This is a genomic window from Streptomyces sp. NPDC016309, assembly GCF_043077235.1.
Classification (GTDB): domain Bacteria; phylum Actinomycetota; class Actinomycetes; order Streptomycetales; family Streptomycetaceae; genus Streptomyces.
In genome coordinates this window covers 138519-158849 of record NZ_JBIBSG010000007.1, presented here as the reverse complement: position 1 = coordinate 158849, position 20331 = coordinate 138519, and the positions used below count along the sequence as shown (strand labels likewise).

At 72.8% G+C, this 20331-nt stretch carries 18 protein-coding genes; 9 read left to right on the top strand and 9 right to left on the bottom strand.

All coding sequences use genetic code 11. The annotated features are described in order from the left end of the window. The first annotated feature begins 469 nt into the window (after nucleotides 1–469). Nucleotides 470–814 carry a WhiB family transcriptional regulator gene (locus ACF068_RS19300; protein ID WP_392275454.1) on the top strand — a complete coding sequence of 115 codons (345 nt, stop codon included), beginning with the start codon at nucleotides 470–472 and terminating at the stop codon, nucleotides 812–814. A gap of 119 nt (nucleotides 815–933) precedes the next feature. Here ACF068_RS19300 and ACF068_RS19295 read toward each other — a convergent pair whose 3' ends face one another. Both ACF068_RS19295 and ACF068_RS19290 read right to left on the bottom strand, forming a co-directional pair. Further along, a complete protein-coding gene (locus ACF068_RS19295) occupies nucleotides 934–2280 on the bottom strand; it encodes an ArsA family ATPase (RefSeq protein ID WP_392275453.1) in 1347 nt (448 codons plus the stop codon). Beyond that, nucleotides 2277–3239: an ArsA family ATPase gene (locus ACF068_RS19290; RefSeq protein WP_392275452.1), complete on the bottom strand. Its 963-nt coding sequence runs from the start codon at nucleotides 3237–3239 to the stop codon at nucleotides 2277–2279. Before ACF068_RS19290 ends, ACF068_RS19295 begins: the two co-directional genes overlap by 4 nt. Nucleotides 3240–3512: 273 nt before the next feature. On the opposite strand from ACF068_RS19290, the gene ACF068_RS19285 reads away from it, so the two are divergent. The 5 genes from ACF068_RS19285 to ACF068_RS19265 all read left to right on the top strand — a co-directional run bounded on the left by ACF068_RS19285 (nucleotide 3513) and on the right by ACF068_RS19265 (nucleotide 7211). Further along, nucleotides 3513–3671 (top strand): DUF4177 domain-containing protein, encoded by a 159-nt coding sequence (locus ACF068_RS19285; protein WP_086785308.1) that lies wholly within the window; start codon nucleotides 3513–3515, stop codon nucleotides 3669–3671. Continuing rightward, nucleotides 3668–4138 (top strand): RidA family protein, encoded by a 471-nt coding sequence (locus tag ACF068_RS19280; protein ID WP_064067273.1) that lies wholly within the window; start codon nucleotides 3668–3670, stop codon nucleotides 4136–4138. The genes ACF068_RS19285 and ACF068_RS19280 overlap by 4 nt, the downstream gene beginning before the upstream one ends. 201 nt (nucleotides 4139–4339) lie before the next feature. Then, nucleotides 4340–5209, top strand: a complete 870-nt coding sequence (locus ACF068_RS19275; RefSeq protein WP_392275451.1) for an NUDIX hydrolase — start codon at nucleotides 4340–4342, stop codon at nucleotides 5207–5209. Beyond that, on the top strand, nucleotides 5206–6036 hold the full coding sequence (locus tag ACF068_RS19270; RefSeq protein WP_392275450.1) for an MBL fold metallo-hydrolase: 831 nt from the start codon (nucleotides 5206–5208) through the stop codon (nucleotides 6034–6036). The genes ACF068_RS19275 and ACF068_RS19270 overlap by 4 nt, the downstream gene beginning before the upstream one ends. Nucleotides 6037–6326: 290 nt before the next feature. After that, on the top strand, nucleotides 6327–7211 hold the full coding sequence (locus ACF068_RS19265) for a prohibitin family protein (protein WP_392275449.1): 885 nt from the start codon (nucleotides 6327–6329) through the stop codon (nucleotides 7209–7211). Nucleotides 7212–7299: 88 nt separating this feature from the next. On the opposite strand, the gene ACF068_RS19260 is transcribed toward ACF068_RS19265, so the two are convergent. After that, entirely contained in the window at nucleotides 7300–7974 is a 675-nt protein-coding gene (locus tag ACF068_RS19260) for a Crp/Fnr family transcriptional regulator (protein ID WP_014046869.1), read from the bottom strand. A gap of 311 nt (nucleotides 7975–8285) precedes the next feature. Here ACF068_RS19260 and nth point away from each other — a divergent pair, with 311 nt between their 5' ends. The 3 genes from nth to ACF068_RS19245 all read left to right on the top strand — a co-directional run bounded on the left by nth (nucleotide 8286) and on the right by ACF068_RS19245 (nucleotide 11571). Then, nucleotides 8286–9200, top strand: a complete 915-nt coding sequence (gene nth, locus ACF068_RS19255; protein WP_392275448.1) for an endonuclease III — start codon at nucleotides 8286–8288, stop codon at nucleotides 9198–9200. A gap of 442 nt (nucleotides 9201–9642) precedes the next feature. Continuing rightward, a complete protein-coding gene (locus ACF068_RS19250) occupies nucleotides 9643–10296 on the top strand; it encodes an NUDIX hydrolase (protein WP_392275697.1) in 654 nt (217 codons plus the stop codon). Nucleotides 10297–10371: 75 nt separating this feature from the next. Beyond that, complete coding sequence (locus tag ACF068_RS19245; RefSeq protein WP_392275447.1) at nucleotides 10372–11571, top strand: MarP family serine protease; 1200 nt, start codon at nucleotides 10372–10374, stop codon at nucleotides 11569–11571. Between the two features lie 100 nt (nucleotides 11572–11671). Here ACF068_RS19245 and ACF068_RS19240 read toward each other — a convergent pair whose 3' ends face one another. From ACF068_RS19240 to ACF068_RS19215, 6 genes are all read right to left on the bottom strand, one after another. After that, the gene (locus tag ACF068_RS19240) at nucleotides 11672–11851 is read right to left on the bottom strand and encodes a hypothetical protein (protein ID WP_392275446.1); all 180 of its coding nucleotides are present in this window, start codon (nucleotides 11849–11851) and stop codon (nucleotides 11672–11674) included. 141 nt (nucleotides 11852–11992) lie between these two features. After that, the gene (locus tag ACF068_RS19235) at nucleotides 11993–12925 is read right to left on the bottom strand and encodes an alpha/beta fold hydrolase (RefSeq protein ID WP_392275445.1); all 933 of its coding nucleotides are present in this window, start codon (nucleotides 12923–12925) and stop codon (nucleotides 11993–11995) included. Next, entirely contained in the window at nucleotides 12922–13416 is a 495-nt protein-coding gene (locus tag ACF068_RS19230; protein ID WP_392275444.1) for a phage holin family protein, read from the bottom strand. The genes ACF068_RS19235 and ACF068_RS19230 overlap by 4 nt, the downstream gene beginning before the upstream one ends. A gap of 39 nt (nucleotides 13417–13455) precedes the next feature. Further along, complete coding sequence (nhaA, locus tag ACF068_RS19225; protein ID WP_392275443.1) at nucleotides 13456–14925, bottom strand: Na+/H+ antiporter NhaA; 1470 nt, start codon at nucleotides 14923–14925, stop codon at nucleotides 13456–13458. A gap of 460 nt (nucleotides 14926–15385) precedes the next feature. Further along, nucleotides 15386–17341 carry an acetate--CoA ligase gene (gene acs / locus ACF068_RS19220; RefSeq protein ID WP_392275442.1) on the bottom strand — a complete coding sequence of 652 codons (1956 nt, stop codon included), beginning with the start codon at nucleotides 17339–17341 and terminating at the stop codon, nucleotides 15386–15388. A 301-nt stretch (nucleotides 17342–17642) separates the two neighbouring features. Next, nucleotides 17643–20237 (bottom strand): bifunctional SulP family inorganic anion transporter/carbonic anhydrase, encoded by a 2595-nt coding sequence (locus ACF068_RS19215; RefSeq protein WP_392275441.1) that lies wholly within the window; start codon nucleotides 20235–20237, stop codon nucleotides 17643–17645. Nucleotides 20238–20331: the final 94 nt, after the last annotated feature.

Here is a 20331-nt window from a genome sequence, read left to right as displayed (position 1 = left end):
TCGCGTACCAGGTTGTGACATCGGCCCGCCGCGTACCGAGGCCGGCTGCCCCCACGGGGCCTCCTTGCGCGTTTTCCGGACAGGCGTACAGGCCTTGGCCTAAGCTGTTCACAACTGTCACAGCAGTTGCTACCCGGCCTGACCACCCGCGTACACCCCCCGCTCGTGCCCTCGCGTTCCCGAACCGCGACGGTTCCTGTCCGTTTCCCCCTCGTACGTCCCTCATGTGTCACCCCGCGCCCCGCGCGGCTCACCCGGAACGCCCGCACTCGCGTCCTTTCTCACGTATGTCCTGCGCTCACTCCCCTGGGTGATCTGCCGCGTACGCATAGTCCGTTCGGACCATTCAAGATTGGGCCCGAAGGGGGTGTTGCGCTGTGCCCACCTTCCGTAACGTCCTCAACTGGTGGCGGTGAATATGCCGCTGCCGCCGTGGGGGAGCCTCGATTCGGGAGAGGACGGCGCCGGTATGGGCTGGGTAGCTGACTGGAGTGCGCAGGCCGCCTGCCGCACTACCGATCCGGACGAACTGTTCGTACAAGGAGCGGCGCAGAACAGGGCCAAGGCGGTGTGCACCGGGTGCCCGGTGCGGACCGAGTGCCTGGCGGACGCGCTGGACAACCGCGTCGAGTTCGGCGTGTGGGGCGGGATGACGGAACGAGAGCGCCGTGCTCTGCTGCGGCGGCGGCCGACCGTCACGTCCTGGCGCCGGCTGCTGGAGACCGCGCGCACGGAGTACGAGCGCAGCGCGGGCATCCTGCCCGTCGCGCTGGACGACGACGAGACGTACGAGGCGTACGCGGCCGTGGGCTGAGGACACCGGAGCGGACCGCGAGCACGTCGCCGGCACATCGCGAGTACGTCGCGAGCACATGGCGAGCACGTCGTGAGGCCGCCGGACGGATCCGTGGCACGAACGGGGTCGGCCGTCCCTCAGTGGTGCCCTTCCGCGAGTCGGTCGCCGATGGTCCGCAGGCCCGCCAGATCGTGCACGTCGCCCGGGAGCGCGGGGACTTCGGTCACCGCCACCTCGGGGTGGAGCGCGGCGAACCGGTCGCGCGTGCGCCGTTCCCGCGCGAGCACCTGCATCCGCTCGGCGTGCAGCCGCAACAGACCCGCGGTCACGTCCGCGACCGCGGGCGGCGTGACGACCAGGCCGGTGCCCGCGCCGGTCGTGGTGTCGCCGTCGGTGCCGACCGGGGCACCGGATACATCGGTGTCGGCAGCAGCCGTGGCGATGGGGGCGTCGGGGCGTGCTGCCGTGGTTCGGGGGGCCTCGGGCTCGGGAGAGGTGCCGTCGGGGCCACGAACACCAGTCTTCCCGGGCCCCTGATCCACAATGCGGCCCTCTTCAAGATTTTCCGCCGCGGCCAGTGCCCGCTCGGCGGACAACCGGGCCGCCCCGCTGCCGTGCACGCGGTTGAGCACCAGCCCCGCCAGCGGCATCCGCTCCGCCGCCAGCCGTTCCACGAAGTACGCCGCCTCCCGCAGCGCGTCCCGCTCCGGCGCGGCGACCACGAGGAACGCGGTGCCCGGTGCCTGGAGGAGCCGGTAAGTGGCGTCCGCCCGCGTACGGAAACCGCCGAACATGGTGTCCATGGCGGCCACGAAGGTCTGTACGTCCCGCAGGAGCTGACCACCCAGCAGCTTCCCCAGGGTGCCGGTCATCATCGACATCCCGGCGTTCAGGAACCGCATGCCCGCCCGGCCGCCCACCTTCGCCGGCGCCATCAGCAGCTTGATGAACGTGCCGTCCAGGAAGGATCCCAGCCGCTTCGGCGCGTCCAGGAAGTCCAGCGCGGACCGGGACGGCGGCGTGTCCACCACGATCAGGTCCCACTCCTCGCGCGCCCGGAGCTGGCCCAGCTTCTCCATGGCCATGTACTCCTGCGTGCCCGCGAACCCGGCCGACAGGGACTGGTAGAAGGGGTTCGCGAGGATGGCCGCCGCCCGCGCCGGCTCGGCATGACCCTCGACGATCTCGTCGAAGGTGCGCTTCATGTCCAGCATCATCGCGTGCAGTTCGCCGCCGCCCTTGATGCCGTCCACCCGGCGCGGCACGTTGTCCAGCCGGTCGATGCCCATCGACTGGGCGAGCCGGCGGGCCGGGTCGATGGTCAGGACGACCACCTTGCGGCCGCGTTCGGCCGCCCGTACGCCGAGGGCGGCCGCCGTCGTGGTCTTCCCGACGCCACCCGCGCCGCAGCACACGATGATGCGGGTCGCCGGGTCGTCGAGCAGCGGATCGATCTCCAGGCCGGGAGCCCCGTCGAGAGTCATGCGCCCACCCCGAGCTTCCTCAGTTCCTTGGCCAGCCGGTAGAGACCGGCGATGTCCGCGCCCTCCCCGAGGAAGGGCAGTTCGTACGTCGGCACCTGGAGCTTCGCCAGCGCCTCCCGCTGCTCCCGCTCCAGCTCCACCCGCCGGGCGTGCTCGGAGGCCTGGTCCAGCAGGGGGCCGACCAGCCGGGCGGCGCCGCTCACGCCCGCCGCGGTGAGCGCCTTGGTGATGCCCGGGCGCTGGTCGCCCGCCGCGGCCCGCACCGCGTCCTCGTCCAGGACGTGCGGGCGGACCATGTTGACCACCACGCCACCCACCGGGAGGTCGGCCTCCCGCAGCTCGGCGATGCCGTCGGCGGTCTCCTGGACCGGCATCTCCTCCAGGAGGGTCACCAGGTGGACCGCCGTCTCGGGGGACTTCAGCACCCGCATCACGGCCTGGGCCTGATTGTGTATCGGGCCGATCTTCGCCAGGCCCGCCACCTCGTCGTTGACGTTCAGGAAGCGGGTGATGCGGCCGGTGGGAGGGGCGTCCATGACGACGTGGTCGTACACGAAGCCCCCGTGTTTCTCCCGCCGGCGTACCGCCTCGCACGCCTTGCCGGTCAGCAGGACGTCCCGGACGCCCGGTGCGATGGTGGTGGCGAAGTCGATGGCGCCCAGCTTCTTGAGCGCGCGGCCCGCCGAGCCGAGCTTGTAGAACATCTGGAGGTAGTCGAGGAGCGCGCGTTCGGCGTCGATGGCCAGCGCGTACACCTCGCCCCCGCCCGGCGCGACGGCGATCTTGCGTTCCTCGTAAGGCAGTGCCTCCGTCTCGAAGAGCTGTGCGATGCCCTGTCTGCCCTCGACCTCCACGAGGAGGGTCCGCTTGCCCTCGGTCGCGAGGGCGAGCGCGAGGGCGGCGGCGACCGTCGTCTTACCGGTACCGCCCTTGCCGCTGACGACCTGGAGCCTGCTCACGCATTCGAGCCTAACCAGTCGGGTCCTGCGCCGAACGCCCCCGGGTCGGATTGGCGGGTCGAGGCGCGTGGCGCGGTGCTGTCGCGGGACGTGACGAGGCGGGTGGCGCGGTGCTGTGGCGGTGCGGCCGCGGGAAGGTTCCGGCCGTGCCGGGCCGGGCCGGGCGGGGGTGCGGGGCGGAGGCCGCCGAGGACTCGGGGCCGGGGGTGCGGGTGGTGCGGGGCGGGGCGCCTGGGCGGGAGGAGGTCCCGGGCAGCGGCTACAGTCGGCTCCATGACCAAGTGGGAATACGCGACCGTGCCCCTTCTCGTGCACGCGACCAAGCAGATTCTGGACACCTGGGGCGAGGACGGGTGGGAGCTCGTCCAGGTCGTTCCCGGGCCGAACAACCCCGAGCAGCTCGTGGCCTACCTGAAGCGGCCGAAGCCGTGACGGGCCGCGTGGAGGCGACGCTCGCCGAGCTGGGCCTGACCCTGCCCGACGTGGTGCCGCCGCTGGCGTCGTACCAGCCGGCGGTCCGGTCGGGCGTGTACGTGTACACGGCGGGCCAGCTTCCGATGGTGGACGGCAAGCTTCCGGTCACCGGCAAGGTGGGCGGCGAGGTCACCCCGGAGGAGGCCAAGAAGCTCGCGCGCATCTGCGCGCTGAACGCGCTGGCCGCCGTGAAGTCGGTCGCCGGTGACCTGGACCGGATCGCGCGGGTGGTCAAGGTCGTCGGGTTCGTCGCCTCGGCGTCGGACTTCACCGGGCAGCCGGCCGTCCTCAACGGCGCCAGCGAGCTGCTGGGCGAGGTGCTCGGCGACAAGGGCGTGCACGCGCGCAGCGCGGTGGGCGTCGCGGTGCTGCCGCTGGACGCGCCGGTCGAGGTCGAGATCCAGGTGGAGCTGGTCCAGGACTGAGCGGACCGGTCGTACACGGCCCCGTGCCCCGGGTGGGTGCGGGGCCGTTGGCGTCTCCACGCCCGGGTGGCCGCGGGGTCGCGCCGGTCCGCTGGGTGGGCGCGGGGGCGTCGCCGGTCCCCGCTGGGTGGGCGCGGGGGCGTCGCCGTATCCACCTTTCTCCCTCTCGAACATCTCGACGGATGCGCATAGCATCCGGCCATGTCCAATGGTCAGTGGTATCCCCCCGAGTGGCCCGACCGCATCCGCGCGCTCGCGGGCGGCACCCTCACGGCGGTGACCCCCAGACGCGCGGCGACCGTGCTGCTGTTGCGGGAGGGCGCCGACGGGCCGGAGGTGCACATGTTGCGCCGGCGTACGTCGATGGCCTTCGCGGGCGGCGCGTACGCCTACCCGGGTGGTGGCGTCGACCCCCGGGACGAGCATCCGGTCCGGTGGGCCGGCCCGTCGCCGGCCGAGTGGGCGGCCCGGCTCGGGGTCGGGGAGCCCGCCGAGGCCCAGGCGATCGTGTGCGCGGCGGTGCGCGAGACGTACGAGGAGTCCGGCGTCCTGCTGGCCGGCCCGGCGCCCGACACGGTCGTCGCCGACACCACGGGCGACGGCTGGGAGGCGGACCGGGCGGCCCTGGTGGCACGTGAGCTGGCGTTCGCCGACTTCCTGGACCGGCGGGGCCTGGTGCTCCGCTCCGACCTGCTGGGCGCCTGGGCGCGGTGGATCACCCCGGAGTTCGAGCCGCGCCGGTACGACACCTGGTTCTTCGTGGCCGCCCTGCCGGCCGGGCAGCGCGCGTCCAACGCCTCGACGGAGGCCGACCGCACCGTCTGGATCCGCCCGGCGGACGCGGCGGCCGGGTACGACCGGGGCGAGCTGCTGATGATGCCGCCGACGATCGCCACCCTGAGGACCCTGGAGGGGTACGGGACGCCCGCCGAGGCACTGGCGGGGGCCCGGGAGCAGGACCTCGCCCCCGTGCTGGCCCAGGCACGGCTGGAGGGCGACCAGGTGGTGCTGAGCTGGCCGGGGCACGAGGAGTTCACCAAGAGGGTCGGCGCCGGGGGTGGGGACGCATGACGGACGCGGCCGCCCTCCCCGGCCAGCCGCGCGGAGCCGTGGTCTCCGGCCCCGCGACGGAACGGACCGTCAACGTCCTCGCGCCGAACCCGTCCGCGATGACGCTGGACGGCACGAACACCTGGATCCTGTCCGAACCGGACTCGCCGCTCGCCGTCGTGGTCGACCCGGGCCCGCTGGACGAGGCCCACCTGCGACGGGTCGTCGACACCGCCGAAGAGCTCGGCAAGCGCGTGGCGCTCACGCTCCTCACGCACGGGCACCCGGACCACGCCGAGGGCGCGGGGCGGTTCGCCGAGCTGACGGGGACCGCCGTGCGGGCCCTGGACCCCGCGCTGCGGCTCGGTGACGAGGGACTGTCGGCGGGGAAGGCCGTCGAGGTCGGCGGCCTGGAGCTGCGGGTCGTCGCCACGCCGGGGCACACCGCCGACTCGCTGAGCTTCCACCTGCCGGCCGACCGCGCGGTCCTGACCGGCGACACCATCCTGGGGCGCGGTACGACGATGGTCGCGCACCCCGACGGGCGGCTCGGCGACTACCTGGACTCCCTGCGGCGACTGCGGTCGCTGACCGTCGACGATGGCGTCCACACGGTGCTCCCGGGCCACGGGCCGGTCCTGGAGGACGCCCAGGGGGCGGTCGAGTACTACCTGGCCCACCGCGCGACGCGGCTCGCCCAGGTGGAGACCGCCGTCGAGAACGGGTACCGGACGGCGGCGGACGTCGTCGCGCACGTGTACGCGGACGTCGACCGGTCCCTGTGGCCGGCGGCCGAGCTGTCGGTGCGGGCGCAGTTGGAGTACCTGACGGAGCACGGCCTCATCTGAGGGACCGGCGCCGGGGTCGCGGCCCCGTGTGCGGCCCGCGCCGGGGCGAGGCGTACATGGGGCCACCGGGGCCTGTGCGGGCTACGCGGGGCCGCGCGGGAGCCCGGGGCCGGGAGCTCGGCGGGGCCGGAGGTGCGGGGACAGGGACCTCCCGGCGGGGCCGGAGGTGCGGGGACAGGGACCTTCCGTTGGGGCCGGGCCCGGACGCTGCCCGGGCATGGAGGACCGGCCGGAGGCCAATGCCTTACGCTCCGCTTACTTCTGTGCTCCGTCCCTGGGGGGATCCCGCCGTGTTCGTCCTGTCCATCCTGTTGCTCATCGCCGCCGTGGTGCTGTTCTTCGTCGCCCGCGGCAACGACAGCCGCGGCCTCAAGCTCGGCTCGGCCGGCGCGCTGATCGCCGGTCTGTTCGCCGCCGTCACCAGCTGCCTGCACGTCATCAGCGCGTACGAGGTCGGCGTGCCCGTCACCTTCGGCAAGGTCGGCACGCCCATGACGGCCGGCATGAACTTCACCTCGCCGTTCACCAACGTCACGACCTTCTCGACCCGCCCGGTCGACCTCAACCTGTCCGACAAGGACGTCGTCGAGGTCCGCTCCTCGCAGGGCGGTGTGATGTACGTGGAGGTCACGGTGAAGTGGGCCGTGACCCCGGCCAAGGCGGTCGAGCTGTACAAGCTGGCCGGCAGCGAGGAGGCCATCCAGCAGCGCCTGGTCTTCCCCGACAGCCGGGAGATCATCCGTAACGTCTTCGCCCGCCACACGAGCGAGGAGGGCTACGCCACCGCCCGCGAGCAGATCAACACCGAGATCGCCGACCTGATCAAGGAGCGCCTCGCCCCGCGCGGCATCGACGTGACGACCGTGAACCTCCGGAACGTCAAGCCGTCGGACCAGCTCCAGAACCAGATCGACCGGAAGATCCAGCAGCAGCAGGCGACCGAACGGGCGACGGAGGCCGCGCGTACGGCGAAGGCGGAGGCCGAGCGGCGCCGGATCGAGGCGGAGGGCATCGCCCGCGCCAACAAGATCCTCAACAACTCGCTCAGCGACAAGGTGCTGCTGAACCAGTGCATCGACGCCTACAAGGAGGCGGCCGCCAAGAACCCGGTGTACGCGGTGCCGTGCGGCGGCGGCAGCGGCAACCCGCTGATCGTGGACGGCACCAAGAACTGACGGACCGCGACGCGCGAAGGGCCGCCCCGGAGATGTCCGGGGCGGCCCTTCGGCGCGTGTGGTCCGTCGCGTCGCGTGGCGTCGCGTACTAGCGCGAGCGCTTGGCGAGCCGCTCGACGTCCAGCAGGATCACGGCCCGCGCCTCCAGGCGCAGCCAGCCGCGGCCGGCGAAGTCGGCGAGGGCCTTGTTGACCGTCTCGCGGGAGGCGCCGACGAGCTGCGCCAGCTCCTCCTGCGTGAGGTCGTGCACCACGTGGATGCCCTCCTCGGACTGCACGCCGAAGCGGCGCGACAGGTCCAGGAGCGCCCGGGCGACCCGGCCCGGCACGTCGGAGAAGACCAGGTCGGACATCTGGTCGTTGGTCTTGCGGAGGCGGCGGGCGACCGCGCGCAGCAGGGCCGTGGCGACCTCGGGGCGGGCGTTCAGCCAGGGCTGGAGGTCGCCGTGGCCGAGGCCGAGCAGCTTGACCTCGGTGAGGGCGGTGGCGGTGGCGGTGCGCGGCCCCGGGTCGAAGAGGGACAGCTCACCGATCAGCTCGCCCGGACCGAGGACGGCGAGCATGTTCTCGCGTCCGTCGGGGGACGTGCGGTGGAGCTTCACCTTGCCCTCGGTGACCACGTAGAGCCGGTCGCCCGGATCGCCCTCGTGGAAGAGCGCGTCGCCACGGGCGAGCGTCACTTCACTCATCGAGGCGCGGAGCTCCGCGGCCTGCTCGTCATCGAGCGCCGCGAAGAGCGGGGCGCGCCGCAGAACGTCGTCCACGAATCTCTCCTATGTCGACCTGCTCAGGGACGGTGGGTCCCATGATGCCGGACGGTAAAACAGTGCGATCAATCACAACAAGTTTGACGCACTGGTACGCGTGTCCGTACGGCAGGGGCCCGATTGGGTCTTGATCCATCATGGCCGGGGCACATGTCCCTGGGGCAGCTTAGGCTGGCCGGGTGTCCAATTCGCCGGTGAGAGCGCAGGCCAAGGGGGCCGGGAGAGTGTCCGGGGAACAGAATTCCGCTGTGGGCGAACATGTGCCGGCCGCGGCGAAGAAAGCGACAAAAGCGGACAAAGTGACGAAGGTGGCCAAGACGGCGAAGACCGCCAACACGGCCAAAGCCGCCAAGACCGCCAAGACCGCCAAGGCCGCGACGACCGCCAAGACGGCGAAGGTCGCCGGCGGTGAGAGGGCCGCGAAGGACGAGAGGGCCGTCCGGCCCTGGAAGCCGGAATCACGCCTGGCGATGGTGCGCCGCGCCCGCAAGATCAACCGCGAGCTGGCCGAGGTCTATCCGTACGCCCATCCCGAGCTCGACTTCCGCAACCCCTTCGAACTGCTCGTCGCGACCGTCCTGTCGGCCCAGACCACCGACCTCCGGGTGAACCAGACGACGCCCGCGCTGTTCGCGAAGTACCCGACGCCGGAGGACATGGCGGCGGCGGCCCCGGAGGAGCTGGAGGAGATCATCCGGCCGACCGGCTTCTTCCGCGCCAAGGCCAAGTCGCTGCTGGGCCTGTCCGCCGCCCTGCGGGACACCTTCGGCGGCCAGGTCCCGGGCCGGCTGGAGGACTTGGTGACGCTGCCGGGCGTGGGCCGGAAGACGGCGAACGTGGTCCTGGGCAACGCCTTCGGTGTGCCGGGCATCACCGTGGACACCCACTTCGGCCGGCTGGTCCGGCGGTGGAAGTGGACCGAGCAGGAGGACCCCGAGAAGGTCGAGGCGGAGATCTGCGCGATCTTCCCCAAGTCGGAGTGGACCATGCTGTCCCACCGGGTGGTGTTCCACGGCCGGCGCATCTGCCACTCCCGCAAGCCGGCCTGCGGTGCCTGCCCGATCGCGCCGCTGTGCCCGGCGTACGGGGAGGGCGAGACCGACCCGGAGAAGGCCAGGAAGCTCCTCAAGTACGAGATGGGCGGCTACCCGGGCCAGCGGCTCGCCCCGCCTCCGGACTACCCCGGCAGCCCGGCGGCGCCGCTGGGCACCGGTGACGAGTGACGGAACGAACCAGTGGCAGGAACGCGTGGTGAAGCCGGGGGTGCCTATGACGCGCGCTGAGGAAGACACGTACGACCGCGGGAGCGACCGCCCGGCCCGGCCGGCCGGTCCCCGGCCCGGCCCGCCGGCGGGCATCGAGCCCACCGCCCCGCGCCGCACCCACGGCACCGCGCCGGCGTCCGGGGCCGCGCCCGCCCCGCATGCCGCCGCCGGACCGGAATCCGCCGCTCCCGCCGCCGCCCCGGTCCCGGCGCGACCCGTCGCCTCCGCGCACCCCGCCGCCGCCCACGCCCGGCCCTCCGCCCCGGCCTCCACCGATCCGGTGCTCCCCGCGCACCCCACCACCCCCAGCTCCACCACCACCCCCAGCCCCACCACCGCCACCACCCCCGCCCATCCCCGGGCGGCGGCCGGGGGCACGGCCGCGGGGGCGCCGGTCGTCGTGAGCGAGGAGGGGCTGCCCGAGTGGCTGGAGCCGGTCGCGCGGGCCGCCCGGACCGTCGCGCCGGAGCAGCTCAGCCGGTTCCTGCCGCCCGAGACCGGGGGCCGCCAGTCCGCGGTGCTCATCCTGTTCGGGGAGGGTGACCACGGCCCCGAGCTGCTGCTCATGGAGCGCGCCGGCAGCCTCCGCTCGCACGCCGGGCAGCCGTCCTTCCCGGGCGGCGCCCTGGACCCCGAGGACGGCGACCCGGAGGCCGACGGCCTGCTGCGTGCCGCCCTGCGCGAGGCCGAGGAGGAGACGGGCCTCGACCCCGCCGGCGTACAGGTCTTCGGCGTGCTGCCCCGGCTCTACATCCCGGTCAGCGGCTTCGTCGTGACGCCCGTCCTCGGCTGGTGGCGCGCCCCGAGCCCGTTCCGGGCCGTCGACCCGGCCGAGACGGCCCGGGTCTTCACCGTTCCCGTGGCGGATCTCACGGAGCCGGCCAACCGCGCCACCACCGTCCACCCCAGCGGCCACCGAGGTCCGGCATTCCTGGTCGAATCGGCCCTGGTCTGGGGTTTCACCGCCGGGGTGATCGACCGGATCCTCCACTTCGCCGGCTGGGAGCGCCCCTGGGACCGGGAGAAGCAGGTCCCGCTCGACTGGCGCTCATGACAGGCTGACGCTGTGCTCCGGCGGCCGAACGGGGCGACTGGGGCGACCGGAGACGAATCTGCGAGGCTAATGACGGTGAACGTGCTGGACATTCTGCTGCTGGTCGCCGCCGTGTGGTTCGCGATCGTCGGGTACCGCCAAGGCTTCGTCGTCGGCATCCTGTCGGTGATCGGATTCCTCGGCGGCGGGCTCGTCGCCGTCTATCTCCTCCCCCTCGTCTGGGGGCCGCTGACGGACAACGCCAAGGTGTCGACGACCGCCGCCATCGTCGCCGTCGTCATCGTGATCGTGTGCGCCTCCGTGGGGCAGGCCTTCACCACCCACCTCGGCAACAAGCTGCGCCGCCACATCACCTGGTCGCCGGCGCGCGCGCTGGACGCCACCGGCGGCGCCCTCGTCAACGTGGTCGCGATGCTGCTCGTGGCGTGGCTGCTGGGCTCGTTCCTGGCCCAGACCACCCTGCCCACCCTGGGCAAGGAGGTCCGCAACTCCAAGGTGCTGCTCGGCGTCTCCCGCGTGATGCCCACCCAGGCCACCACGTGGTTCACCGACTTCACCTCCGTACTGGCGCAGAACGGCTTCCCCCAGGTCTTCAGCCCGTTCGCCAACGAGCCGATCACCGAGGTCCGCGCCCCCGACCCGGCGCTCGCCGGAAGCCCGGTGGCCGCCCGCGCCAAGAGCTCCATCGTCAAGGTCGTCGGTACGGCGCCGAGTTGCGGCAAGGTCCTCGAAGGCACCGGCTTCGTCTTCGCCGAGCGCCGCGTGATGACCAACGCCCATGTCGTGGGCGGGGTCGACGAGCCGACCGTCCAGATAGGCGGCGAGGGCCGGCGGTACGACGCCAAGGTGGTCCTGTACGACTGGCAGCGCGACATCGCCGTACTGGACGTACCCGACCTGGAGGCCAAGCCGCTCCGGTTCGCGGACGCGGACGCGCGCAGCGGTGACAGCGCGATCGTCGCGGGCTTCCCGGAGAACGGCGCCTACGACGTCCGCTCCGCGCGCGTGCGCGGCCGGATCAACGCCGACGGACCGGACATCTACCACCGCGGCGAGGTCCGCCGTGACGTGTACTCGCTGTACGCCACGGTCCGCCAGGGCAACTCCGGCGGCCCGCTCCTCACCGCGGACGGCAGGGTGTACGGGGTGATCTTCGCGAGGAGCCTGGACGACCCGAACACCGGTTACGCCCTGACGGCCGACGAGATCCAGCAGGACATCGAGCTCGGCCGGACCGCCGGCCAGCAGGTCGACAGCCAGGGCTGCGCCCTCTGACCCGAGCCCGCTCCCGGGGCGGCGACCGGTCTGCCCGGCCCGCCCCTGGTCGCGCTCGGCCCGTCGCCTGGTCGCGCTCGGCCCGCCGCTGGATCGTGTCCTAGTCGCGGGTGTGGCGGAGACGCGCGGAGACCCAGCGGGCGCGGCGGCGGAGGATACGGGGGATCCCGAGTCGGAGGTCCGCCCCCTGGGCGACCGGGGGGCCGCTCCTCTGGGGAATCGGCGCAGAGGCCGCGCGGCGGTTCCGTGCTGAGTCAGCGTAGTCGTGCGTCCAGCCCATACCCCGACGTCTGCCCGGGCCCCATGGTCGGTAACCGCCTCCGGGCCCGCCAATTGGCCTATGCGCCGGGCAATTGGCTGTTCGTCGTACAACCCGTTCGTCGGACGAGCGTGTGGTCGTCTCCCCGTGCCCGGGCGGTGACTACCGGTCCGGTTCGGGGTCCTTCAGCCAGTTGACCAGCTCCGTGGAGAACGCCACCGGGTCCTCCTCATGGGGGAAGTGCCCCAGGCCGTCGAACAGCCGCCAGCGGTACGGGGCTTCCACGTACTCGCCCGAACCCGCCGCGCTCCGCGTCCGCATGGCCGGGTCCAGCGAGCCGTGCAGGTGCAGCGTGGGAACCCGGACGGGCCGCTTCATCCGGCGGTTGAACTGGATGCCGTCCGGGCGCGCCAGCGACCGCACCATCCAGCGGTACGGCTCGATCGAGCAGTGGGCCGTCGACGGGATGGTCATCGCCCGCCGGTACGCGTCGATCGCGTCCTCACTCGGCTCCTGGCCCGGGCCGGACCAGTCGCGGATCAGCCGCCCCACCAACGCCGCGTCGTCCGCGACGAGCTGACGCTCCGGCAGCCACGGCCGCTGGAAGCCCCAGACGTACGACCCGGCACGCGACTGCGAGAAGTCGGACAGCATCGCCGAACGCCAGCGGCGGGGGTGCGGCATCGACGAGACGGCCAGCCGGCGCACCAGCTTCGGGCGCATCACCGCCGCCGTCCACGCCAGGTACCCGCCCAGGTCGTGGCCCACCAGCGCGGCGTCCGGCTCGCCGAGCGACCGCACCACACCGGTGATGTCGAGCGCCAGGTTCGCCGGGTCGTAACCCCGCGGCGTACGGTCGCTGCCGCCCACGCCCCGCAGGTCCATCGCGACCGCCCGGAACCCCGCGTCGGCGAGCGCGGGGAGCTGGTGCCGCCACGTCCACCAGAACTGCGGGAAGCCGTGCAGCAGCAACACCAGCGGACCGTCGCCCATCTCGGCGATGTGGAAGCGCGCCCCGTTGGCCGCCACGTCACGATGCGTCCAGGGACCATCGATCCGTACGGGACTGCCGGTGGTGCTCTCAGGGACCGTCATGCGGACGAGCGTGCCACAACCTCGGCCTCGTCCTTGACCGTCAGGGCGGGACGAACCGGACGGCCGGGGGTCGCACGCGGGTGCGGCTTGGCGTTGCCGAGCACGGCGGCGGACCGCTTGGCCGAGGCGATGGACCGCTCCGGCGGCTTGACCTTCTTGAACTTGGACACCGCGAGCAGCGCCAGCAGCCCCGCCAGCAGCAGGTACACGCCGCCGACGATCAGGAAGGACCAGGCGAGCCCCAGTCCCAGGTTGTGGATGCCGTACGCGGCGGCGAAGCTCAGCACGGGCAGCGAGAAGAGCGCGAAGACACCCGCGACGCTGAAGGCCGCACCGCCCATCGCGCCGCGCTTGACGTCCTGTCGCAGTTCGGCCTTGGCCAGCGCGATCTCGTCGTGCACCAGCGCGGACATCTCGGCGGTCGCCGAGGCGACCAGCTGGCCGAGACTGCGCTCCGCACCAGGTCCACCATTGTCGGCGGGGTAGCTCATCGTCTCGCTCCCTCTTCTCTCCTACGGTCCGACCTCAGATCATGCCGGACGGTCGCCGTCCGTGCGCGACGCCCCCGCCACTTCCGTGCCCCCGGTGTCCCCGGCCGGCTCCCCGGAGCCTCCCGTGGCGGGCCGGGCGCCCGTCCCGGGATCCGCACCGCCCGCGACCGCCTCGGCGAGTCGCCGGTGTTCGGCGGCCTTCCTCTCATGGATCTCCGCCATCCGCAGGTGGTACGCCGGGTCGTGCTCCTCGTACACGTCCGGCACGCCGTCCATGTCCTCGTCGCGCTCCTCCTCCGCGTACAGCGCCTGGTACTTCCGCACCCGCAGCTTCAGCAGGACGGTGGCGAGTACGGCGGCGATGAGCGAGCCCATCAGGACGGCCGCCTTCACCTCGTCGGTCAGGGCCGCGTCCCCGGCGAAGGCCAGCTCGCCGATGAGCAGCGAGACGGTGAAGCCGATGCCCGCGAGCGTGGCGACGGCGAACAGGTCCGCCCAGGCGAGGTCCCGATTGAGCGACGCATTTGTGCAGCGGGCCGCCAGCCACGTACCGCCGAAGATGCCGATCGTCTTGCCGGCCACCAGGCCGAGCATCACGCCGAGGGTCTCGGGCCGGCCGAAGACGTCGGCCAGTGCGCCGCCGGAGAGGACCACTCCCGCCGAGAACAGCGCGAACAGGGGAACGGCGAGACCGGCCGACAGCGGCCGGACGAGGTGTTCGACGCGCTCGCCGGGGGAGTGGTCCTCGCCCTCGCGGCGCTTGCAGCGCAGCATCAGGCCCATGGCGACACCGGCGATGGTGGCGTGGATGCCGCTGTTGTACATCAGCCCCCAGATGACCAGCGCCAGCGGCACGTACACGTACCAGCCGCGCACACCGAAGCGCAGCAGCAGATGGAAGAGGGCCAGACCCGCGACGGCGCCGCCGAGCGCCGCGAAGTTCAGGTCGTCGGTGAAGAAGACGGCGATGATCAGGATCGCGAAGAGGTCGTCGACGACGGCCAGGGTGAGGAGGAAGGCGCGGAGCGCGGACGGCAGCGAGGTGCCGATCACGGCGAGGACGGCGAGCGCGAAGGCGATGTCGGTAGCCGTCGGGACGGCCCAGCCGTCCATGGAGCCCCCGCCGGCGAGGTTGACCAGCGCGTACACGAGGGCGGGGGCGATCATGCCGCAGAGCGCGGCGATCACGGGGAGGGCGGCCGCCTTGGGGTCGCGCAGCTCACCGACGACCAGCTCGCGCTTCAGCTCGATGCCGGCGACGAAGAAGAACACGGCCAGCAGGCCGTCCGCCGCCCAGTGCTGCACGGACAGGTCGAGGCCGAGGGCGGCCGGGCCCAAGTGGAAGTCGCGCACGGACTCGTAGCTGCCGCTGAGCGGGGTGTTCGCCCAGACGAGGGCGGCGACGGCGGCGAGCAGGAGCAGCACACCGCCCACGGTCTCCGCCCGCAACGCGTCCGCGATGTACGTCCGCTCCGGCAGCGGCAGCCGGCCCAGGAACGTGCGTGCCACCCCGGCCGCGGTGCCGGACCCCGTGCCCGCCCCGGGCCCGCCCGCGGACGTGGACGTCGATGCGGACGCGGACGTGGACGTCGACGCGGACGTGCCGCCGGAGGCTTCGGTACCGTTGTGCCCCGGCGGCTCGCTGCCGGGTGTCGGCGGGGTGCTGGGATCGGGCGCGGCCACGATGGCGGACCTCCGGTCGTTCGGCGGGCATGACGAAACACCTGCCGACCAGACTTCCCGGCGCACCCCATGAGCCAGCGGCTCCGTCCACGATCGGACGTATGGTCATCCTCTTGTGACGCGTCCTTCACCCTACCCCGCTGAGCGAGGGGACATCCGGTGAGAGTCACCTTATGCGCGAAAGGGACACCCGGCGCGTCGGCCCCGGGTGCCCTCTTCGCTGTGGCCTCGCGGGTGGCGCGGGCCTTGCCGGCGGCCGTCCGGTCGTGACGGCGGCCGGCGCGGCTCAGTCCTCACTGGAGGCCGTCGGCAGCTGCGACTGGATCAGGTCCATGACGGACGAGTCCGTGAGCGTGGTGACGTCACCGAGCTGGCGGTTCTCCGCCACGTCACGCAGCAGACGGCGCATGATCTTGCCGGAGCGCGTCTTGGGCAGCTCGGCCACCGGCAGGATGCGCTTGGGCTTGGCGATCGGGCCGAGCGTCGCGCCCACGTGGTTGCGGAGGTCGTCGACGAGCGCGTCGTCCTCGCTGGCCGTGCCGCGCAGGATCACGAACGCCACGATGGCCTGACCGGTCGTCTCGTCGGCCGCGCCCACGACCGCCGCCTCGGCGACCTTCGGGTGCGACACCAGCGCCGACTCCACCTCCGTGGTGGAGATGTTGTGGCCCGACACCAGCATGACGTCGTCCACCCGCCCGAGCAGCCAGATGTCGCCGTCGTCGTCCTTCTTGGCGCCGTCGCCCGCGAAGTACCGGCCCTCGAAACGGGACCAGTAGGTGTCGATGTACCGCTGGTCGTCGCCCCAGATGGTGCGCAGCATCGAGGGCCACGGCTCGGTGAGGACCAGGTAGCCGCCGCCTCCGTCGGGCACCTCGTTCGCCTCGTCGTCGACGACGGTGGCGGAGATGCCCGGCAGGGGCCGCTGCGCCGAACCGGGCTTGGTCTCGGTGACGCCCGGCAGAGGCGAGATCATCATCGCGCCCGTCTCGGTCTGCCACCAGGTGTCCACGATCGGCGTCCGGCCGGCGCCGATGTTCTCCCGGTACCAGACCCACGCCTCGGGGTTGATCGGCTCACCGACCGACCCGAGGACCCGGAGGCTCGACAGGTCGAACTTGGCGGGGATGTCGTCGCCCCACTTCATGAACGTGCGGATCGCGGTCGGCGCCGTGTAGAGGATCGTGACGCCGTACTTCTGCACGATCTCCCAGAACCGGCCCTGGTGCGGGGTGTCGGGCGTGCCCTCGTACATCACCTGCGTCGCACCGTTGGCCAGCGGCCCGTACACGATGTACGAGTGGCCCGTCACCCAGCCGATGTCGGCGGTGCACCAGTAGACGTCCGTCTCCGGCTTGAGGTCGAAGACCGCGTGGTGCGTGTACGCCACCTGCGTGAGGTAGCCGCCGGAGGTGTGCAGGATGCCCTTGGGCTTACCCGTCGTACCGGACGTGTACAGGATGAAGAGCGGGTGCTCCGCGTCGAACGCCTCGGGGGTGTGCTCGGCCGACTGGCGGGCGACGATGTCGTCCCACCACACGTCCCGGCCCTCGGTGAACGCGGTGTCCTGGCCGGTGCGGCGCACCACCAGGACGTGCTCCACCTGCGGACACTTGGCGACGGCCTCGTCGATGGCCGGCTTGAGCGCGGACGGCTTGCCGCGCCGGTAACCGCCGTCGGCCGTGATCACCAGCTTGGCGTCGGCGTCCTGGATGCGGGAGGCGACCGCGTCCGCCGAGAAGCCGCCGAAGACGACGGAGTGCGCGGCGCCGATCCTGGCGCAGGCCAGCATGGCGATGGCCGCCTCGGGGATCATCGGCAGGTACACCGCGACGCGGTCGCCCTTGCGGACGCCCAGCTCGGTCAGCGCGTTGGCCGCCCGGGAGACCTCGTCCTTGAGCTCGGCGTAGGTGAGGGCGCGGCTGTCGCCCGGCTCCCCCTCGAAGTGGATGGCGACCCGGTCGCCGTGCCCGGCCTCGACGTGCCGGTCCACGCAGTTGTACGCCACGTTGAGCCGGCCGTCGGCGAACCACTTGGCGAAGGGCGGGTTCGACCAGTCGAGGGTCTCGGTCGGCTCGGTGGCCCAGCTGAGGCGCCGTGCCTGCTCGGCCCAGAAGCCGAGCCTGTCCGCCGTGGCCTGCTCGTACGCGGCCGCCGTCACGTTGGCGTTCGCGGCCAGCTCGGCGGGCGGTGCGAACCGCCGCTCCTCCTTCAGCAGGTTGGCCAGGCTTTCATTGCTCACGACATCTCCCATTCCCGGGGCGTCCGATGTGTCCCAGCCCATAGCTCATCAGCCAGATGCCCGGGTGACAAGAGCTTCCCGCCCATTGGTTTAGACCTCTTGGGGGTGGCAGGCCGGTGGGCATCGGCCGACGGGGTGAACGGGACCGGGTGGTCAAGTGACCCCTCCTCCCCGGGCGGTGGGGAGGAAGGGCCACCGATTACTCCCACGGCCCCGGCCCCCGGTCGGTTCACGCGCCCCGGTCGGTTCACGCGCCCCGGTCCCGTCCGCGCCCGGTCCCGGCCGCGCCGCGGGCACGCGGTCAGGCGGGTGCTCCCTCCTTGGGCGCGGCGTGGGAGGCGCCCGCGAGTCCGGAGGGGGTTTCCGGGGAGTCGGGGTTCATGGGGGAGGTCGGGTACGAGGCACGGGTGGGCTGGGGGTGGGCGGAGGGGGCCACCCAGTGGAAGACGGCACCGTCGCCCCGCGCCTCCCCGTCCCCATCGCCGTCCCTGCTCCCGTGCCCGTCCGCGCCCCGGTCGCGGCCGGTGTCCCCGCCCCGGTTCCCGTCCTCGTCCAGGAGGTACGCCTGTGCCTCACCGACGTGGAAGTACATGCCGTGCAGCTCCAGCGAGCCCTCGGCGAGCCGGCGGGCCACGGCGTCATGGGCCTTCAGGTGCTCCAGCTGCTGGACCACATTGGTCAGGCAGAGCTGCTCGGTCGCGTCGACGGGCGGCCGCCCCGCGCTGTCGCCGGAAGGGCCGCCGGACAGCCGGGCCCACGTGGAGGGCGCGCTGCGCATCCGCTCCAGGCTCGGCACCCCGTGGCGCAGCCAGCGCCGCAGTGGCGTCTGCGCCGCGTCGGGACCGCCGCTCAGCAGGGCCTGCATCGCCCCGCAGCCCGAGTGCCCGCACACGGTGATGGACTGCACGCGCAGGACCTCCACCGCGTACTCGATCGCGGCCGCCACCGAGTCGTCCCCGCTCTCCGCACCCGGCAGGGGCACCAGATTGCCGACGTTGCGCACGGTGAACAGGTCCCCCGGGCCGCTCGCCGTGATCATGCTGGTGACCAGCCGGGAGTCGGCGCAGGTCAGGAAGAGCTGCGACGGCCGTTGGCCCTCCCGCGCGAGCCGGGCCAGCTCGTCACGGACCAGGGGGGCGGTGTTGCGCTGGAACGAGCTGAGTCCGCTGGCGAGCTGATGCCCGTTCACCCGGCTCTCCGCCTGGCCCCTCGCCTCCTGCTCGGGCTCGGCCGCGGGGTGCTCCCCGCAGTGGTGGTTGCGCCAGGGCGTCCAGGGGCGGCAGCAGGCGTGCGCGCCCGCGCCGGGTTCCGCGATCCTGACCCCGGTGCGTCCGGTCATCTCGACCCGCCCGCCCCGCGCGGCGTGGGACGTCTGCCAGTCCTGGAGGGTTTCGTACGCCGCGTGGTCCATGAACGAGCCGTCCAGCTCCACGACCACGTTCGCCCCCTGGGGGATCTGGTGCAGCGCCCGGGTCAGCCGGGGTACGGCCAGGAAGGTCAACTGGCCCCGCACCCGGATGTGCTCGACATCCCCCTTGGTCTCCCTGGTGATCCGGGTCCTGGTCAGGCGCTGCATGGCCACCCCGCTGGCCATGGCGATGCCGAGAGCCACGCCCTCCAGGATGCCGATCAGGACGACGCCGGAGATGGTCGTCGCGTAGACCAGCACCTCGCGGTGGCGGGTGACGCTGCGGATGTGGGTGATGCTGACCATCTGGATGCCGATGACCATGACCAGCGCGGCGAGCGCCGGCAGCGGGATCAGATCCAGGACGGGTACGAGGACGAGGGCGGCCAGCACCACCCACAGGCCGTGCAGCATCGTGGAGTGCCGGCTCACCGCGCCCGCGGACACGTTGGCCACGCTCCGCACGGCGACGCCCGCGACCGGCAGCCCGCCGAGCGCGCCGGACACGATGTTGGCCGCGCCCTGTCCCGCCAGCTCCCGGTCGAGGTTGGAGCGGGGGACGTGGACCGTGACGTCCTTGCGGGCGGCCACCAGCTTGTCGACGGCCACGGCCGACAGCAGCGACTGGACGCTGGTGACGAGCGTGATGGTCAGGACACCGGTGGCGATGCCGAGGGCGGGGCCTTCCGGCAGCCCGGGGAGCGCGTGACTGCTCCAGGAGGGCAGGTCGACCCGGGGGACGCCGACCCCGGCGGCGACGGCCAGGACGGTCGCGGCGGCCACCGCGACGAGCGCCGCCGGGATCTTCCGCAGTCCCCGGCCGGCCCGCCCGGGGAGCCTGGGCCACACCAGCAGCACCACGACGGTCACGGCGCTCACCGACACCGCGGCGGTGTGCAGGTCGGCCAACTGGGAGGGCAGGCCCAGGAAGTTGTCCACGGCGGAGCTCTGCGGCGTACCGCCGAGCACGACATGGAGCTGGGCGAGGGCGATGGTGACGCCGATGCCGGCCACCATGCCGTGCACGATCGCCGGGGACACCACCAGGGCCGAGCGCGCCACCCGCAGGGCGGACAGCGCGAGTTGGGCGAGCCCGGCCAGGACGGTGATGGCGCAGGTGGTGCGCCAGCCGTACTTCTGGATGAGCTCGGCGGTGACCAGGGTCAGCCCCGCGGCGGGGCCGCTGACCTGGAGCGGTGAGCCGCCGAGCCGGCCGGCGACCACACCGCCGACCGCGGCCGCCACCAGACCTGCCTGGAGGGGGGCGCCGGTGGCGAGCGCGATGCCGAGGGAGAGCGGCAGGGCGATGAGGAACACGGCGATGGAGGCGGAGACGTCGGCCCCCGCCACGCGGAACCGTCGGCCGCCCCCGCCCGGGGGCGGGCTGTGCGGTCGCTTCGAGCGGGGCCTCACGGCGGCGCGGAACGCCCGGCCGGGGCGGTCACGGTGGCCGGTCTGGTTCGTGCGGGCCGGGGTGCAGGCAGTCATGGGGATTCCCGTCTCCTCCGGGGCGGCGCGGTCGCGGTACGTGCGGATCGAACGAACGTGGGGTCGCGGCCGTGGGTCACGGCGTGCAGCGGCG

Excerpts from the sequence above, each read along its gene's own strand:
- ACF068_RS19300 (WP_392275454.1), top strand. The coding sequence starts at position 470 with ATGGGCTGGGTAGCTGACTGGAGTGCGCAGGCCGCCTGCCGCACTACC.
- ACF068_RS19295 (WP_392275453.1), bottom strand. The coding sequence starts at position 2,280 with ATGACTCTCGACGGGGCTCCCGGCCTGGAGATCGATCCGCTGCTCGAC.
- ACF068_RS19285 (WP_086785308.1), top strand. The coding sequence starts at position 3,513 with ATGACCAAGTGGGAATACGCGACCGTGCCCCTTCTCGTGCACGCGACC.
- ACF068_RS19275 (WP_392275451.1), top strand. The coding sequence starts at position 4,340 with ATGTCCAATGGTCAGTGGTATCCCCCCGAGTGGCCCGACCGCATCCGC.
- ACF068_RS19270 (WP_392275450.1), top strand. The coding sequence starts at position 5,206 with ATGACGGACGCGGCCGCCCTCCCCGGCCAGCCGCGCGGAGCCGTGGTC.
- ACF068_RS19240 (WP_392275446.1), bottom strand. The coding sequence starts at position 11,851 with ATGGGCTGGACGCACGACTACGCTGACTCAGCACGGAACCGCCGCGCG.
- ACF068_RS19235 (WP_392275445.1), bottom strand. The coding sequence starts at position 12,925 with ATGACGGTCCCTGAGAGCACCACCGGCAGTCCCGTACGGATCGATGGT.
- ACF068_RS19230 (WP_392275444.1), bottom strand. The coding sequence starts at position 13,416 with ATGAGCTACCCCGCCGACAATGGTGGACCTGGTGCGGAGCGCAGTCTC.
- ACF068_RS19215 (WP_392275441.1), bottom strand. The coding sequence starts at position 20,237 with ATGACTGCCTGCACCCCGGCCCGCACGAACCAGACCGGCCACCGTGAC.